We start from the raw sequence: 16,439 nt of genomic DNA, 5'->3' as shown, positions 1-16,439 counted from the left end.
ATTTTCAGCTGTCGGAGACGGTGACCTTGGTGAAGAGGGGGCGGCTGCTGGGGGGCATGGTGAAGTTGTGGACTCGGGAGCGGACGGCGGAGTTGGAGGCGAGGTCGGCGGGGAAGATGCCGACCGCGTCGGACCAGATGATCTGGCCCGCCTCCTGGTAGAGCTTCGGGCGCTGCGACTGGTCGACCGACGAGCGGGCGTCGAGCAGGAGCTTGTCCAGCGCCGGGTTGCAGTAGCCGTTGCGCTTGGCCGTGCAGACGTACAGCCGGGCGAGGGTGTAGTCGGCGTCGCCGGTGCCGGTGACGTTGGTCTGCAGGTTCATGTCCCAGTTGAGCTTGCCGAAGTCCTCCAGCCACTGGGCGCGTTCCTTCTCCAGCGGCTTCACGGTGACCCCGATCTTGGCCCAGTCCGAGATCATCGCCTGCGCCAGCGCCCGGATGTTCGGACCGCCTTCCAGCGGCCACTGCATCGACGTGGTGAACCCGTTCGGGTATCCCGCCTCGGCCAGCAACTGCTTCGCCTTCGCCGGGTCGTGGTTGTACGGCGTCAGCTTCGGCGCACCGATCACGCCCTGCGCGAGCGGCGCCTGCGCCACCGTGGCGAGGTCGCCGAACAGGTCCTTCACGGTGCCTTCGAGGTTCAGCGCGTGCCACATCGCCTGCCGGACCCGCTTGTCGGTGTACGGCTTCCGGTTCGAGTTGAACCAGTTGAAGTAGTACGTCCAGCTCGGCGTGGTCGAGTAGCCGATCCCCTCACTGTCCTTGACCGAGCCGACCTGGTCCGGCGGGATCTGCGTGAGCACGTCGACCTCGCCGTTCTGCAGCGCGGTGATCCGGCCGGCGACCTCCGGGATGTTGACGAACTCCAGCTTGCTGAGCTGCGGAGCCCCGTCCCAGTACGACGGATTGGCCGCGAGCTCGAGCTTCTCGTCCGGCTGGAACGACGTGACCTGGAAGGACCCCGTCCCGATCGGCTTGCTGAAGAATCCGTCCGCGTCGACCTTGCCGGCCGGCCCGATGAACAGCAGCGTCAGTGAGCTGAGCAGCGTGCCGAGCGGTTTGCTCGTCTTCACCGTCACGGTCTGGTCGTCGGTCGCGGCGAACGACGTCACGGTCGCGTAGAGCGGCACGAGCGGCCCGTCGAGTTTCTTGTGCCGTTCGTACGACGCCACCACGTCCTTCGCGGTGAACGGCGTACCGTCGGAGAACTTCACCCCCGTGCGCAACGTGAAGACCCAGGTGTTCGGGTCCGGGTTCTCCCAGGAGGTGGCGAGCACCGGGACGATCTTGCCGTCCTCGATTCGGACCAGCGGCTCCATGATCTGCTGGATCGCGGTCTGCACGGCCTCCTCACCGGCGAACTTGTGGGTGTCCAGCGACACCGGGAACATCGCCGGCGCGTAGCGCAGGACCTGCTCGCCGCTGCCCGGCTCACTCGCCGGCGAACAGGCGCTCAGCCCGGCCGCCACCGTGGTCAGGACGGCCAGCGCCCCGACGATTCGCTTCCTCAACACAGGGTTTCTCCTTTGCAGGGCAGGGCTCACAGGAACGTGTAGGTGGCGACGACCGGGTGATGGTCGGAGGGAGCCCGGCCGTCGTGGAAGAAGTCGACGACCTCGCTGGTGCGCGCGGCGAGCGGACCGCGGGCGAAGATCCAGTCGATCGCCTTCGGTGGTGAGGCGAGCGGTGACAGCCGGGTCCCGATCGGACCGGTCGCCGCCGTCGGCACCACCGGGTGGGTCACCGGTGAGTGCCGGCCGAGTGCGGTGAAACTGTCCAGGAACCCGGCGTTCCCGAGCTCCCACTGCGGTGGGCCGATGTCGTTGATGTCGACGGTGAACAGGCAGGCGCCGTCGCCGGCCAGCCGGTCCAGGGCTTGCGCGATCGCGCGGGCCTGACCGACCCGGCGGTTGCCGAGATCGGCCCGCTCGTCCGGGTGCCCGGGCCAGGTCAGGTGCGCCGTACTGAAGACGAGTTCGTGTCCGCCGGCCGAGCGGAGACGGACCCAGAACAGCCGTGCGTCGGGCGAGAGGATGCCGACGTCCTCGGCACCGGACTCGACCGGCGCGAACAGGTCTCGCCGCCACCACAGGTTGCTCTGCGTCTCCCAGCCCGCCGTACCGTCGACCCGATCGTGGTCCGGCAGTACGTCGTCCAGCAGCTTGCGCGTGCTCGGCCGGAGTTCCTGGACGGCGAGCAGGTCCGGCGGGCGCGTCGTGAACAGCGCGGTCAGCGCGTCCCGCCGCTGATCGAGGTGGAACTCGGCCCACAGGTTGTACGTCATCGCCACGAAACTGAAGTTGCTCAAGGCAAATGTCATGCCGGTTGCTCCTCGGCCGGTGCGGTCCCGGAAGTCGGGACGTTGTACGCCGTCAGCGTCGTCACCGCGAGCAGGTCGTCGACCTGCACCGTGGTCAGCGAACAGTTCACGGGTGGATCGAGCAGCACCTCGCCACCGGGCGGCAGGCGTAGCGTCGACGCGGTCGCGACCCGGATCGGCCCGCCGTGCGTCACGACCAAGACCCGGCCCGGCCCGGACCCGGCGATGTCGCGGATCGCGTCCCACACGCGTTCTCTCAACTGCGCGAAGGTCTCGCCGCCACCGCGCGCGACGTCCTCGCCCCGCGCGAAAGCCTCGACGACCTCCGGCTCCTCGGCGTAGACCTCGGCGAAGGTCCGGCCGCCCCAGGTGCCGACGTCGATCTCCCGCCACCGTGGGTCGATGCGGACGTCGGAGCGTCCGGCACCGTCGAGGTACGGCTGGAGCGTCTCGCTGACCCGTTGAAGATCGCTCGCGACGATCTGATCGAACGGACCGGTGCCGAGCAGGTACTCGGCCGCCAGTTTCGCCTGGTGGTGGCCGAGCGGGCTCAGGCCTGTGCCCTGCTGACCTTGGTACCGGTCCTCGGCGTTCCACAGGGACTCGCCGTGCCGGAGCAGAACCAGCTCTGTCATCGGCCCGCTCCCGCCAGCTCGGCCGCGAAGTGACAGGCCGCCGGATGCAGGTCCAGCCGTGTCTCCAGGGCCGGCTCCTCGCTTGCGCAGATGTCCTCGGCCTTCCAGCACCGGGTGCGGAAGCGGCAACCGGACGGCGGATCCGCCGGCGACGGCACATCGCCGCCGATGATGATCGGCTCACGCGCCGGCTTGTCCCACGGTTTCGGATCCGGTACGGCGGACAGCAACGCCTGCGTGTACGGGTGCAACGGCCGGGTGAACAACTCGTCCTGGGTGGCCGTCTCCACCACCCGGCCGAGGTACATCACCGCGACCTGGTCGGAGATGTGGCGGACGACGGACAGGTCGTGCGCGATGAACAAGTACGCCAGCCCGAGATCACGGCGAAGATCGGCCAGCAGGTTGAGCACCTGTGCCTGCACGGACACGTCGAGCGCCGACACCGCCTCGTCGCAGATCACCAGCTTCGGCCGCAGGGCGAGCGCCCGGGCGATCCCGATCCGCTGCCGCTGCCCGCCGGAGAACTGGTGCGGGTACCGCTGGGCGTGGTCCGGGTTCAGCCCGACCCGTTCGAGCAGTTCACGTACCTCCACGCGGAAGCGGTTGCGCGGCACGACGTCCGGGTGGATCTCCCACGCCTCGCTGATGATCTGCTCGACGGTCGCGCGCGGGTTCAGCGAGGCGTACGGGTCCTGGAAGATCATCTGCAACTGCCGGCGCACCCGCCGCATTGATGCCCGGGGCAACGAGGTCAGTTCCTCGCCGTCGAACCGGATGCTGCCGGACCGCGCCTTCTCCAGCCCGATGACGGTCCGCGCCACGGTCGACTTCCCCGACCCGGACTCCCCCACCAACCCGAGGGTGCCACCGGCCGGAATGTCGAAGGAGACCCCGGCCACCGCCTGGATGTGCCCGACCGTACGCCGCAGCACATTCGACCGCATCGGGAAGGACGTGTGGAGATCGCGGACGGACAGGAGTGGTGTCTCAGTGGGCATCTGTCAGGACTCCTTCCGCGTGGTGACAGGCCGAGCGATGGTTGCCGGGACGACCGGACAGGGCCAGCAACGCCGGCTCCTGTTCGGCGCACACCGCGTCGGCATACCGGCAGCGAGGACGGAACGAGCACCCGGACGGGAGGTCGAGCAGATCCGGTGGAGCGCCTTGGATCGGTGTCAGTCGTTCCCGCGGACCGTCGATCACCGGGACCGATCCCATCAGCCCCGCGGTGTACGGGTGGCCGCTGTGCTCGTAGACCTCGCGGATCGGCCCGGTCTCGACGACCCGTCCGTCGTACATCAGGACGACGCGGTCGGCGACGTCCGCGACCACACCGAGGTCGTGGGTGATCAGCACCAGCGACATGCCTTCCTCGGCCTGCAGCCGGGCGAGCAGGTCCATGATCTGCGCCTGCACGGTGACGTCGAGCGCCGTCGTCGGCTCGTCCGCGATCAGCAGTCGCGGCGACAGCGCCAGGGCCATCGCGATCATCACCCGCTGTCGCATCCCGCCGGAGAACTGGTGCGGGTAGTCGTCCAGCCGCTTCGAGGCGGCCGGAATCCCGACCCGCTTCATCAGGTCCAGCGCGGCGGCCCGGGCCTGCTTCCGCGACGCGCCCCGATGCCGCCGGAACATCTCGCCGATCTGGGCCCCGACCCGGAACACCGGGTTCAACGAGCTCAGCGGGTCCTGGAACACCATGGCGACCTCGCGGCCGCGGAGGCCCTTCGCCGTACCGGGTGCCAGCAGGTCGCGACCGTCGTACAAGATGCTTCCACCGGTGATCCGGCCGGCCGGCTTGGGCACGATGCCCATCACGGCCTGGGCGGTGACGCTCTTCCCGCTGCCCGACTCGCCCAGCAGCGCGACGGTCTCACCCGGCGCGACGTCGAAGGAGGCTCCGTCGACCGCCGTCACCGTCCCGGCGGACGTGGCGAACTCGACGCGCAGGTCCCGGACACTCAGCACCGCACTCTCTTGGGCACTCTCTTGGACACTCTCTGGGGCACTCATTCACAGACTCCTCAGCCGCGGGTCGTAGCGGTCGCGCAGCGCGTCGCCGAGGACGCCGAGTGAGACCACCAGGAAGGCGAGTGCGATCCCGGGGATGGTCGAGATCCACCAGGCGTCGGCGAGGTAGTTGCGCCCGTTCGCGATCGTCACGCCCCAGCTCGGCGTACTGGCCGGCGTCCCCAGACCGAGAAAGCTCAGCGAGGCCTCGGCCAGGATGACGTGCCCGATCTCGACCGTCGCCACCACCAGCACCGGTGCGATGCACGCCGGCAACACGCACCGCGAGATCAGTCGCCAGGTCCCGGCCCCGAGCGTTCGCGACGCGTCGACGAACTCGCGGCGCCGCGTTGCCAGCGCCTGACCGCGTGCGACCCGGGCGAAGGTGACCCAGTTCGACACCGCCAGCACGATCACCACGTTCACCACCGAGGGACCGAGCAGTGCGGCGATGAAGATCGCCAGCAGGATCGAGGGGAACGCCAGCTGGATGTCGGCGAGCCGCATCAGGACGCCGTCCAGCCAGCCGCCGAAGTAGCCGGCCGCCAGCCCGATCGTCACCCCGATGCTTCCGGCCAGCACCAGTGTCGCCAGGCCGACCGCGATCGAGATCCTCGCTCCCTGCAACATCTGGGCGAGCAGGTCCTGGCCGACCTGGTCGGTGCCGAAGATCGCGAACGAGCCGTCGGACAGCCGGCTTAACGGCGGCTTGAGCCGGTCCGCGGTCCGGGTGTCGACCGGGTTGTACCGGACCAGCCAGGGTCCGGCGATCGCGGCCACGACGTACACGGCGATGACGGCGAAACCGAACCTGATCCGGGCCGAACCGGCCCGCGTACGCCGGGTGCGGGTCACCGGCGCGGCCAGCGACACGTCCATCTCGGTTGTCGTCATGTCAGTCACCAGCCAGACGGACCCGCGGGTCCAGGAAGCCGTAGAGCAGGTCCACGAGCAGGTTGATCACCACGAAAATGGTTGCCACCAGCAAGATCGACGCCTGGACGACGCCGTAGTCGCGGCGGCCGATCGAGTCGATCAGCAGCCGGCCGACGCCCGGCCAGGCGAACACGGTCTCGACGATCACGGTGCCGCCGAGCAGCGCGCCGAACTGCAGGCCGACCACGGTGACGATCGGGATCAGCGCGTTCCGCAGCGCGTGGACGAGGATCACGATCCCCTCGCCCAGCCCCTTCGCCCGGGCCGTCTGCACGTACCCCTCGTGCACCACCTCGAGCAGGCCGCTGCGGGTCAGCCGGACGAGAATCGCCAGGAACGGCAACGCGAGCGTGATCGTCGGCAGCACCAGATGCGACCAGGTCCCCGAGCCGGCGCTCGGCAGGACCTGCAGACCGCGCGCGAACACCAGGATCAGCACGATCCCGAGCCAGAACGACGGTGTCGACTGGCCCATCAGCGAGAACACGGAGATGGTCCGGTCCACCCAGCTGTTCGCCCGCAACGCCGCGATCACCCCGAGCGGAAGACCGATCACCAGCGACAGCAGCAACGCGGTCGAGGCCAGTTGGATCGTGGCCGGAACGCGTTGCAGGACAAGGCTCATCGAGTCCGCGTTCAGCCGGAACGACTGCCCGAAGTCCAGATTGACGACGTTCGCCAGGTACGTCGCGTACTGCTTGATCAGCGACTGGTCGAGCCCGAGTTGCGCGCGGAGTGCGTCGACCTGGGCCTGGTCCGCGTCGGGCCCGAGCATGATGTACGCCGGATCGCCGGGGACCAGCCGCAGCACGACGAAGATGATCGTGACGGCGCCCCACAACACGAACAGCGAGAAGAACAGCCGCCGGACGACGTACGCCCCCATCAGACGCCGCTCCGCAGTACCGACACCACGCGCCGTACCTCCTCGATCGAACCGGCCTGGATCAGCTCCGCTCCCAGCGCCCCGGCGCAGGTCCCGTCACTCGCCCGCACCGGAACCGCGACCATCCGCGGCAGCGACGCGACCGGCCGCGAGTTGTGCGCGAAGCCGCTCGCCCGGACCCTCTGCAACGTGTCGAGCAGGTCGGGTGGGCCGGTGACCTGGTGAGCGGGAAGAGCGGACAGGTACGCGCGGCCGAGAGCGCTGCGGCGCAGCGAGACGGCGTGACCCGGCTCGACGGGTCCGGCGGCGGCCGGACCGGCCGTCGGCGCCGCGCCGGCCACCGCGGCGATCTGCAGGACGGTTCCGGCGGTCTTGGGCAGCGGCTTGGCGAGCACGACCATCCGGCCGAGCCGGTCACCGAGGTCGGCCAGCGTCCGCTCCGGCCCGGCTCGGCGTTGCGCCGTACGGCGTAGCGCTGCCAGCCCGTCGGTGGCGGTGTAGCGGTGGTCGTCGACCCGGTCGGCCAGGCCGTGCGCACAGAAGGTGGCGAGGATGCGATGCACGGTGCTCTTGTGCAGGCCGACGGTGACGGCCAGCTCGGTCACCCCGTACGGCCGGTCCTCGCGGTTCAGCTCGGCCAGCACGGTGAGGGCACGGCTCAGCGACTGCATGTCTGGTGACCTCGTTTCAGGCGGAAACAGGAGAGCAAGCTACCGTGAACGTTAACGGTAGCGTTAATGCACCGTAGAAACGTGTTAGTTAAGTGTCAATAGATCGGCGTTGCTGTAGGCGGAACAGCCGATTGACGGTCGATTCCCGTGAACGTTAACGTCACAGACAATCCACCTGATCCGCCTTTGGAGGCATGCGTGACGACATCCGATGTGCGCGCCGCGCTGCTGGCCGCCGATCCGCGTCTGTCCAAGTTCTCGCCGCTGCCGCGCATCCTGGCGTTCGACGAGTTCGACAGCGGGACGCACGGCTGGTGCGAGTTGCTCGGCAACTACAACGGCCGCGGCGACCTCAGCACGGTCGACGACCACATGCGCGACTTCCGGCCGCCACAGCTGTCGGCCTGCAACTTCTTCGACATCGGCACCCACGGTGCCCTCAGCGGGACCTATGCGCTCAAGCTCGCCACCCGGCCGTACAAGGGCCACACCGCGGTGGCGATCCGCCGGCTCACCATGAGCGGCCGCGGCCTGGTGCAACTGGAGACGTACTTCGCGTTCAAGTCCGAGGCGACACTCGGCGGCGGTCCGGAGCTGGACAGCTTCGGCGACGTGCAGTGGGACGGCAACACCCACCCGTCGGAGGCGCAGTTCGGCGCGTTCACCGTCGCCACCGACCTGTGCGGTGACGGCGGCCTGCGGTACCACACGGTCGCGCGGTACCAGAACACCGACATGGACAACCGTTTCACCCGGCAGTGGATGGCTCCGACGGTCCCCGAGCCGACGCCGCGTGAGCACTTCGAGGGCAAGGTGAAGCTCGAGTACGCCGCCGACTTCACCGCGCCGAACCCGGAGGACTGGAAGCCGTTCGGCGAGCCGCAGGAGCTCTGCTACAACGAGGTCCCGACCAAAGTGAACTGGCACTACCTGCGCTGGCTGATCGACACCGACCAGCGCCGCAACGTGGAGCTGCAGGTCAACGACCGGGTGATGGACATGCGCGACGTCCCGGTTCCGCCGTACGAGGAGCGCTACGAGACGCTGGAGAACCTGCTGAACTTCTACTTCTCCGTCCGCACCCACTCCCAGGTCCGGAACTTCCTCTTCCTCGACTCCGTCCTCATCTCGGTTGATTGGTAGGGCCCATGCGACAGTCCATGACGGCGGTGCTGGAACGCGACACCTCCTTCGACACCCGCTTCGCCACCGAACCGTACGAGGTCGCCTGGGCCGGTGAGGCCCGCTGGTTCGTCCAGCACGTCGGCGGCGACGGTACGGCGACCTATGTCACCCAGGTCTCGCCGGACGGCATCACCTGGTGCGACCTCGACGGCACCGAGCACGTGGTCGAGCCCGGCAAGCTGATCAGCTGGCCGGTCAGCGGATTCGGCCATTGGCTCCGGCTGCGCGCTAGTGTCGAGGGCTCCGTCCAGGTGCGGATCCACCTTGCCGTGAAGGCTTAGCCAAGGGGTTACTGATGACAGAGGCGCGGCGCCCGACGTTGCGGGACATCGCGACAGCTCTCGGGCTGTCGGTGAACACCGTCTCGCGGGCGCTCGGCGACAAGGACAGCGTGAGCGCGAAGACGCGCGCGGCGGTGCAGGCCGAGGCGGCCCGCATCGGCTACGTGCCGAACACGCTGGCCCGGTCCTTGGTGCTCGGCTCCGCGATGACGCTGGGCCTGGTCATCACGAACCCCTCCAACCCGTTCTACGCGCAGCTGATCAGCAGCATCGAACTCCGGGTCCGCGCCCAGGGGTACTCGCTGCTGCTGCTCGTCACCGACGAGAGCGCGGAGAACGAGCAGCGCGCCACCGAGGCGTTGCTGCGGTCCGCGGTCGACGGCGCCGTGGTCGTACCGGTGCAAGCCGAGTGGGACCACTGGCGCCGGGTCCGCGACACCGGAATCCCGCTGGTCTTCGTCAACCGTGACGTGCCCGAGCTCGACTGCGACATGGTCGGTGTCGACAACGAACGCGGCAGCTACGAGGCGACCAGTCACCTGATCGGCGGCGGCGCCCGCCGTCTGCTCGTGCTGGAGGAGGACCTGCCGATCACCACGACCGCCGACCGGGTGGCGGGCTTCCGGCGCGCGATGTCCGACGCGGGCCTGCCGGTCCCGGACGACGCGATCCGCGCCGTACCGACGAAACGCTACGACTCGCTCGCGTTGCCGTGGCAGCCGGAAGAGGCCTACCGCTTCGCCCAGACCCTGCTGAGCGACGGTCATCCGGATGCCATCGTGACCGGGAACGACTACTTCGCACTCGGCCTGCTGCGGCTGCTCGCCGAGCGCGGTCTCGCCGTTCCCGATGACGTGGCGATCACCGGGTACGGCGACCACCCCTACGCGGCCTACCTGCAAACGCCCCTCACCACCGTCCGGCTGCCGGCAGCGGAGGTCGGTACGACGGCCGTCGACCTGCTCCTCCAACGACTCCGGAGCAACGGCTCCGAACGGCCGCGGAAGACGCTGATCCGGCCGGAACTCGTCGTCCGTGCATCGTCTAGTCCGACTCCAGCCAGGCTCTGACCGACTCGTTGTGCTCGCCGAGCCGGGGCGGCGGAAGGTTGGTCTCGCGGGCACCGGCGTACGGCAGATCGTCGAACCGCAGCGGCGGACCGGGCAGCTGGATCGTGCCCAGCGTCGGGTGCTCGACGTCGATCAGCAATCCCTGCGACAACGTCTGCTCCCACTCGTACACCTGCTGGAAGTCGCGGACCTTCCCGGCCGGAATCCCCTTGTCCGCAAGCCTTTCCAGCCAGACATCGGCGGGCTCTGCCGCGAACGCGGCCTCGATCGCGGCGGTCAGCTCGTCGCGATGGGCCACTCTCGCCGAGTTGACCGCGAAGCGCTCGTCCCCCGGGTCCAGGCCGACGACCGGCGCGAACGTCCGCCACTGGCCTTCACTCCCGACGGCGACCTGGACGATGTCGTCCTTGGTCCGGAACAACCCGTACGGCGCGATCTGGGCATGGTGGTTGCCGACGCGCTCGGGCAACTGACCCGCGACCGTCCACTTCGTCCCGTGGAACGCGTGGACGCCGACCACCGAGGCCAGCAGGCTGGTCCGGACGACGCGCCCCTTGCCGGTGATCGAACGCTCGTGCAACGCGGCCAGCGCACCGTAGGCGCCGTACATCCCGGCCAGCAGGTCCGCGATCGGTACGCCGACCTTGGTCGGCTCGACCGCGCCGGTGATGCTCATCAGACCGCCCTCGCCCTGGGCGATCTGGTCGTACCCGGCCCGCCCGCCGTCCGGCCCGTCGTGCCCGAACCCGGTGATGGAGAGGACGACCAGACCCGGGTTGAGCTCGTGCAGCCGGTCCGTGGAGAACCCGAGCCGGTCGAGCACGCCGGGCCGGAAGTTCTCGATCAACACGTCGGCCCGCCGTACCAGCCTGGTCAGGAACTCCTTGCCGTCGGCGGACTTGAGATCGGCGGTGACCGACTCCTTGTTCCGGTTCGCCGACAGGTAGTACGTCGACTCGCCCTCGACGAACGGCGGTCCCCAGCCGCGGCTGTCGTCGCCGCCCCCGGGCGACTCCACCTTGATCACACGCGCCCCGAGATCCCCCAGCATCATCGCGGCATGCGGCCCGGCCAACGCCCGGGTCAGATCGACGACGACCACGTCCGACAGCAGATTCTGCATCCCGCCACCCTAGGCGAGTCCCGAGGATCGGGCCGTGACCCGCTTCTCATCGAGCGCCCCGTCGATTGAACCGATCAGGGCCTCCGGACGTGTAGGGGAATGAGGAAGAACCCCGAGACCGCCAAGGGGCCTCAGACCAGGAGGGGAACCATGTCAGTACGTACCAGCATCGCCGCAGCAGCCACCGTTCTCGCGGCCGCTGCGTTCGGCCTGCCGACCGCGTCCGCGGCACCCGCGATCCCGCTGAGCGGCGGCCAGGAGACGCAGGCCGCCGACCCGGACGGCCACGGGTTCTTCACGTACACCATCGACGGTACGACGTTCTGCTGGACCCTCAGCTGGCAGGACATCGACACACCGACGGCCGCCCACGTCCACGTCGGCGCTCGCCACGTCGCGGTCGCCGGCAACATCGTCATCGACCTCAACGTCGACGGAGTCCCTGGGCCCGAGACGTCCGGCTGCCGGACCATCTCCGCCGAACTGGCCGCCGCGATCAGCGCCAACCCGAGGAACTACTACGTCAACGTCCACAACGCCGCCTTCCCGGCCGGCGCGATCCGGGGTCAGCTCAAGTAGCGCGGACCCTACGCGCCAGCGACGCGAGGCGGTGGGAGACGTCTCGCGGGCGTTCCTGCATGAGCATGTGGCCGGCGCCCGGATACATCCAGAGCCGGGCGCTCGGCAGTTCGGCTGCCATCCGGTTGGCGTGGCGAGGGGGCAGCAGACGGTCGCGGGTGCCGTGCATGATCTCGATCGGGAGCTGGTCGAGCACCTTCAGCGCGTGCCCGCGGTCGTGCTGCAGGATCGACTCGAAGAATCCGCTGTACGACGGACCTGGGACCACCGCGAGGTCGGCAAGGAACAGATCGACCTCGGCCGGATCCACCTTCTTGCCGAACACCAGCCGGCGCAGCGCGGGACGTTGCAGCCGTGCCGACGCCACCTCGAGCGCCCTCCGGGCCCGGGCGACCCGGCGTGCCTCCTCGAGCGCACGGCGCTGCGCCTTGCGCTCGATACGCGCTCCAACCAGGCTCATCGCCCGCGGCGCCACGACGGCCGCCGCGGCGTCGAAGCGCTGGGGAATGCCGAAGGCGCCGGATCCCGCCTGGCCGGACGTCGTACTGATCAGGGCCGCGGCCGCGATCCGCGGACCGAACAGGTCCGGCCGCTCGTCCGCGAGCGCCATCAGCGTCATCCCGCCCATCGAATGACCGGCGTACACGATCGGGCCGTCACCGGCCACCGTGTCGAGCACGGTGACCAGGTCGTCCGCCAACTGCTCGATCCGCATCGATCCGGCCGGCGCCGGGTCCGACCGGCCGTGACCGCGGTGGTCGTAGGTGACGATGCGTACGGCGTCCGGCCCGAGGATCCGCGGCAATCCTTCGACCTGGTGGTGCCAGGAACCGGTCGAGCAGGTCCAGCCGTGGACGAGCAGCACCGTCACCGGCGCGTCCTCCGGCCCGGTCGTCTCGACGTTCAGCTTGACACCGTCGGTCGTCCGTACCTCGGACCGTTCCGCCTGGATCGTCACGCAGTCTCCCGTTCCCGCTCGCCGGCCTCCAGATGGGCGGCGCGCAACCGCCCGCCGCGGGCGCCGCGCCCGACCAGCCAGGCGATCGCGGCGATCTCCAGCAGCCCGACGACACCGAGCAGAGCGTAGCCGCCGTTCCACATCCATCGCGGCACGTCGGTCCGTTCCTCGCGCCGCAGTACCTGCTGCTCGTCGATGAACTCGGCCGTCTGCCCGTCCGACACCTGGATGGCCGGCTTCGCGATCTCCCGGTCCTCCGGCGCGTAGACCCACATCGAGACCAGGTCGCGCTGGCCCTGGTGCAGCCGGATCATCGACTTCCACTTGCCGTACATCGGCAACGGGTCGGCCGAGCGGTAGGTGCCGTCGGCAACCTTCACCATCCCGTGGGTGACGAACCCGCCGCCCTGCCACGCCATCGCCTCGAACCACCGGGCACCCTCGGCCGCATCGGCCGGCTGCAGTGCGACCGTCACGTACGCCGTTGGCTCGGCCCCCGTGGCCACCCGCTCCAACGACACCGTCGCGGACACACCCGGGTCGGCCGACCGCGGCACGCAGAAGAACAGCGTCCCGAGAACGACGGCCAATCCGATGGCACCGAGTTGGTGGGTACGACGGACGGCCGGCGGGCGCGCATGGCGGATCCCCGTCGCCCGTTCCTCACCGGCCACCTCGGCCAACCGGGTGGCGAGCCAGGCACCGACCATCCCGGCTCCGATGCCGGTCAGCACGCCGTACCCGAGGGCCGAAGGAAGCATCGACGACGGCCACGGGATCGGCATCCAGACGTGACTCCAGGCGTACTCGGCGACCACGCCGACGGTGCCGATCAGGGCCCCGGCGACGATCCCGAGGCGGAACCGGTTCTTGTTGCCGAGGGCAAACGCCACCGCCTCGACCAGGACCGCCTCGACGATCAGCAGCGGGAAGTGACCGAGGATCCCGCCCAGCGGCTGGTCCACCGCCCAGGCGATCGCGCCGCGGATGACCAGGTAGACGGCCAGCGCGCCGAACGCCGTACCCGGGCCGCGCCTGGCCCGCAGGACCGTGAAGGCCAGCGCGGCCCCGAACGCGATCAGGATCGGCTGCAGAATCAGCGGGAACTGCGGGACGCCGTAGTTGAACTCGGTGCTGAACAGGTCCCAGGCGATCAGCAGGGCGCCGACGGCAACGAGTTCCTGGACCATGCGGCGCTTGTTCAGGCCGATCAGTTGCTCGACCTCGGCCAGCGCGAGCAGGCGGGCGAAGATCGACAGGACGACGCCGGCGATCATCAGCAGGTGGGTCGGGCCCCACAGCGTGACGTCCTCGCCGAACATCCGGTGCCACACGTCGTCCATCGGGAAGCCGACCAGCGCGAAGGTCCCGCAGAGGGTCACCAGGGCCGCGCTGCACGGGATCCGCCAGCCCTTCGTCAGCTTGAGCGTCCGGGCCGGCAGCGGTTTGCGCGCCAGCGCGATCGGCAGCACGCCGGACACGATCACCCCGAGGATGCCGAAGAAGATCGGGTAGTGCGCCGGCGTCCCGAACGGGCCGGTGTCGCGGCCGCGGGCGATGTGCACCGCGATGTCCCACCAGACGCCGAAGGCGCAGGCGAGCAGCGAGAGCGCGTGCAGGTACGGCGTCAGCGCAGCCCATCGGGGGACTCCGTCCAGTCTCCCGATGGTGTCCGCAAGCCGTCCTACCAGCGTGACCCGGCCGGTGCGTTCCCGCCACAGGAGTACGGCGAGTGCGACGTACAGGAGTGAGACGAGTCCGGTGACGATGGCGATCTGGTCGAACGTCGCCGTACCGGTGGTTGCCAGCGGGACCGCCATCGGCTGCTCCTTTATCGGGACATCACGCATGCGCCATGACTGATGTTACATCATTTATGTAACGTGGAGTCTGGAAGACTGTCAAGGGTGGACGCACAGGACGAAGAGCTCACCGTCGACCAGCTCGCCGCCAAGGTGGGTATGACGGTCCGCAACGTGCGGGCGTACGCCGGACGCGGACTGATCCCGCCGCCCCGCCTGGTCGGCCGGACCGGGTACTACGGCGCCGACCACGTGGCGCGGCTGACGCTGGTCCGCGAGTTGCTCGGCCGGGGCTACACGCTGGCCGCGGTCGAGCGGATGATGAGCGAACTCCCGGACGGCGCGCTGGCGCTCGGTGTGTTCGAGACGCTGGTGAACCCGTGGACCCAGTCCGAGCCCGAGGTACTGGACGAGTACCAGCTCGCCGCGCGGGCCGGCGTCCCGCACGACCCGGCGGTGATCGACAAGCTGGTCGAGCTCGGTATCGCCGAACGCCAGGACGACGGCCTGCTGCGGATCCCCAACCCCGACCTGCTCCGCACCGGCCTCGAGGTGATCAAACTCGGCGTCCCGATGCAGGCGATCTTAGAGATGCTCCCCAAACTCTTCGCCCAGGCCGACGCGGTCGCCAAGACGTACGTCGAACTCTTCCGCACCACCGTCTGGCGGGAGTTCGCCGACGCCGGCCTCCCCGCCGAAGGCTGGCCGGAGATCCAGCGCACCCTGGAAAACATCATCCCCCTCGCCGGCCAGGCCCTCGTCGCCGCCTTCCGCGAAGCCATGGCCCGCGAAATAGAAGCCGTCGCCTACGAAGAACTAGGCCTCAACCCCAAAACCCTCCCCTCCACCGGCTAGTGGCGCGGGTTTCGTGTGGGCGTGCGTGAGCTTGTAGCGGCCGTGCCCGACAGCGCGCAGGCCGGCGGGTAACGGGTCCGCCAGCCGCTTGCGCCGACGCGGTTCGGGACCGGCCTGGTGGAACAGGCCGGTGGGGTGAGCGGTGACCTCAGTGGAGTCGAGATGGGGTTCCACGAGCGGCCGGTAAATCTCGCCGTACCAGCTCCACCAGACCGGGTACGGGGTCAACCCGACCCACCGCTCGCGACTCCGGCTCAGGCTGAAGGTGTTCTCCTCGCGGCCGTCGTACGAGATCGACCGACCGTCCCACAGCACCCGGCCGACGATCTCGCCGGTTGCCAGGAACGCGGCCCGACGTACAGCGTACGCGACGAACAACTTCCGGACGGCAGCCTGCCAGGCGAGGTCCCGTGCCACCGCCTCGTGCATCGAGAGACGCACGGTGAGGATGTCTTCGTTCCTGAAGAAACCACCGTCGAGGCACGGTTTGGTCCCGACGAAAGACGGATGCGCCTCCGTTAGAACCAGCTCGCGGAGGAGCTCCGGCCTGTCCCGGTCGAGGCGGTGCTGGAGCGGCTCGAACTCGCCGTACCGCCGCGGCAGGGCTTCGGGGAGGTACCGCCTGCACAGCTCGATCCAGTCGTCGACCGGGTCGGTGGGCACCCCCTCGGCAAAGGCGTACCAGTGCAGTTCGAACAGGCCGATCCGGGTGTCCTTCGGCGGCGGGGTGGTGATCCGGCTGCCGACCTTCGCCAGGAGCTCGCCGGTCTGCAGATCCAGCGCGGCGCCCTCGGCAGCCTTGGCCAGGCGCTTGGCAAATTTCACCGCATGCGGGATCTCCGCCTCCGAGCTGCCCTCGACAAGGATCGTCCACAGCCACCGCGGCTCGAGAACATGGGCGGTCACGTCCTCGGGTATGTCCTCGGCCTCGACCTCGAGCGGTCCGTCAACGGTGAAGGAGTACGAACCCCGGCGGCGTACGTGACCGTCGCTGCCGAACTCCAGTCCCGCGCTCCCGGCAACGAGCCCGGACAGCACCTCGATCCGCCGTCGACCGAAGACCTGCACGTCGTACGACATACCCACGATCGTCCCATCCGGGCTTTCATGGGTGGTGGACGTACGC

At 69.2% G+C, this 16,439-nt stretch carries 17 protein-coding genes; 5 read left to right on the top strand and 12 right to left on the bottom strand.

Annotated elements, in window-relative coordinates; genetic code table 11:
* Nucleotides 1-4: 4 nt before the first annotated feature.
* The 8 genes from ACYVOK_RS17055 to ACYVOK_RS17020 are packed head-to-tail and all read right to left on the bottom strand — an operon-like array spanning nucleotide 5 to nucleotide 7,460.
* A complete protein-coding gene (locus ACYVOK_RS17055; protein ID WP_460663411.1) occupies nucleotides 5-1,513 on the bottom strand; it encodes an ABC transporter substrate-binding protein in 1,509 nt (502 codons plus the stop codon).
* A gap of 26 nt (nucleotides 1,514-1,539) precedes the next feature.
* A complete protein-coding gene (locus ACYVOK_RS17050) occupies nucleotides 1,540-2,319 on the bottom strand; it encodes an endonuclease/exonuclease/phosphatase family protein (protein ID WP_460663410.1) in 780 nt (259 codons plus the stop codon).
* Nucleotides 2,316-2,954 (bottom strand): histidine phosphatase family protein, encoded by a 639-nt coding sequence (locus tag ACYVOK_RS17045; protein ID WP_460663409.1) that lies wholly within the window; start codon nucleotides 2,952-2,954, stop codon nucleotides 2,316-2,318. The genes ACYVOK_RS17050 and ACYVOK_RS17045 overlap by 4 nt, the downstream gene beginning before the upstream one ends.
* Entirely contained in the window at nucleotides 2,951-3,955 is a 1,005-nt protein-coding gene (locus ACYVOK_RS17040) for an ABC transporter ATP-binding protein (RefSeq protein ID WP_460663408.1), read from the bottom strand. The genes ACYVOK_RS17045 and ACYVOK_RS17040 overlap by 4 nt, the downstream gene beginning before the upstream one ends.
* A complete protein-coding gene (locus ACYVOK_RS17035) occupies nucleotides 3,945-4,970 on the bottom strand; it encodes an ABC transporter ATP-binding protein (protein WP_460663407.1) in 1,026 nt (341 codons plus the stop codon). The genes ACYVOK_RS17040 and ACYVOK_RS17035 overlap by 11 nt, the downstream gene beginning before the upstream one ends.
* Nucleotides 4,971-5,861 (bottom strand): ABC transporter permease, encoded by an 891-nt coding sequence (locus tag ACYVOK_RS17030; protein WP_460663406.1) that lies wholly within the window; start codon nucleotides 5,859-5,861, stop codon nucleotides 4,971-4,973.
* A 1-nt stretch (nucleotide 5,862) separates the two neighbouring features.
* Complete coding sequence (gene nikB, locus ACYVOK_RS17025; RefSeq protein WP_460663405.1) at nucleotides 5,863-6,789, bottom strand: nickel ABC transporter permease; 927 nt, start codon at nucleotides 6,787-6,789, stop codon at nucleotides 5,863-5,865.
* The gene (locus ACYVOK_RS17020; RefSeq protein ID WP_460663404.1) at nucleotides 6,789-7,460 is read right to left on the bottom strand and encodes a helix-turn-helix domain-containing protein; all 672 of its coding nucleotides are present in this window, start codon (nucleotides 7,458-7,460) and stop codon (nucleotides 6,789-6,791) included. Before ACYVOK_RS17020 ends, nikB begins: the two co-directional genes overlap by 1 nt.
* Before the next feature lie 198 nt (nucleotides 7,461-7,658).
* On the opposite strand from ACYVOK_RS17020, the gene ACYVOK_RS17015 reads away from it, so the two are divergent.
* From ACYVOK_RS17015 to ACYVOK_RS17005, 3 genes are read left to right on the top strand one after another with little or no spacing between them, the layout of a single operon-like run.
* Entirely contained in the window at nucleotides 7,659-8,603 is a 945-nt protein-coding gene (locus tag ACYVOK_RS17015; RefSeq protein ID WP_460663403.1) for a DUF6772 family protein, read from the top strand.
* A 5-nt stretch (nucleotides 8,604-8,608) separates the two neighbouring features.
* Nucleotides 8,609-8,926 (top strand): hypothetical protein, encoded by a 318-nt coding sequence (locus ACYVOK_RS17010; protein WP_460663402.1) that lies wholly within the window; start codon nucleotides 8,609-8,611, stop codon nucleotides 8,924-8,926.
* Between the two features lie 14 nt (nucleotides 8,927-8,940).
* Entirely contained in the window at nucleotides 8,941-9,996 is a 1,056-nt protein-coding gene (locus ACYVOK_RS17005) for a LacI family DNA-binding transcriptional regulator (RefSeq protein WP_460663401.1), read from the top strand.
* Here ACYVOK_RS17005 and ACYVOK_RS17000 read toward each other — a convergent pair.
* Entirely contained in the window at nucleotides 9,971-11,119 is a 1,149-nt protein-coding gene (locus tag ACYVOK_RS17000) for a CaiB/BaiF CoA transferase family protein (protein ID WP_460663400.1), read from the bottom strand. The two genes, ACYVOK_RS17005 and ACYVOK_RS17000, sit on opposite strands and share 26 nt — an antisense overlap.
* A gap of 150 nt (nucleotides 11,120-11,269) precedes the next feature.
* On the opposite strand from ACYVOK_RS17000, the gene ACYVOK_RS16995 reads away from it, so the two are divergent.
* On the top strand, nucleotides 11,270-11,698 hold the full coding sequence (locus ACYVOK_RS16995) for a CHRD domain-containing protein (RefSeq protein WP_460663399.1): 429 nt from the start codon (nucleotides 11,270-11,272) through the stop codon (nucleotides 11,696-11,698).
* On the opposite strand, the gene ACYVOK_RS16990 is transcribed toward ACYVOK_RS16995, so the two are convergent.
* Entirely contained in the window at nucleotides 11,691-12,656 is a 966-nt protein-coding gene (locus tag ACYVOK_RS16990) for an alpha/beta fold hydrolase (RefSeq protein WP_460663398.1), read from the bottom strand. The two genes, ACYVOK_RS16995 and ACYVOK_RS16990, sit on opposite strands and share 8 nt — an antisense overlap.
* A complete protein-coding gene (locus ACYVOK_RS16985) occupies nucleotides 12,653-14,476 on the bottom strand; it encodes a hypothetical protein (protein ID WP_460663397.1) in 1,824 nt (607 codons plus the stop codon). The genes ACYVOK_RS16990 and ACYVOK_RS16985 overlap by 4 nt, the downstream gene beginning before the upstream one ends.
* An 87-nt stretch (nucleotides 14,477-14,563) precedes the next feature.
* On the opposite strand from ACYVOK_RS16985, the gene ACYVOK_RS16980 reads away from it, so the two are divergent.
* Nucleotides 14,564-15,313, top strand: a complete 750-nt coding sequence (locus ACYVOK_RS16980; RefSeq protein WP_460663396.1) for a MerR family transcriptional regulator — start codon at nucleotides 14,564-14,566, stop codon at nucleotides 15,311-15,313.
* Here ACYVOK_RS16980 and ACYVOK_RS16975 read toward each other — a convergent pair.
* On the bottom strand, nucleotides 15,275-16,393 hold the full coding sequence (locus ACYVOK_RS16975) for a hypothetical protein (protein ID WP_460663395.1): 1,119 nt from the start codon (nucleotides 16,391-16,393) through the stop codon (nucleotides 15,275-15,277). The two genes, ACYVOK_RS16980 and ACYVOK_RS16975, sit on opposite strands and share 39 nt — an antisense overlap.
* Nucleotides 16,394-16,439: the final 46 nt, after the last annotated feature.

The sequence above is a fragment of the Kribbella swartbergensis genome (assembly GCF_054784135.1).
This window is presented reverse-complemented; position numbering and strand designations above follow the sequence as displayed.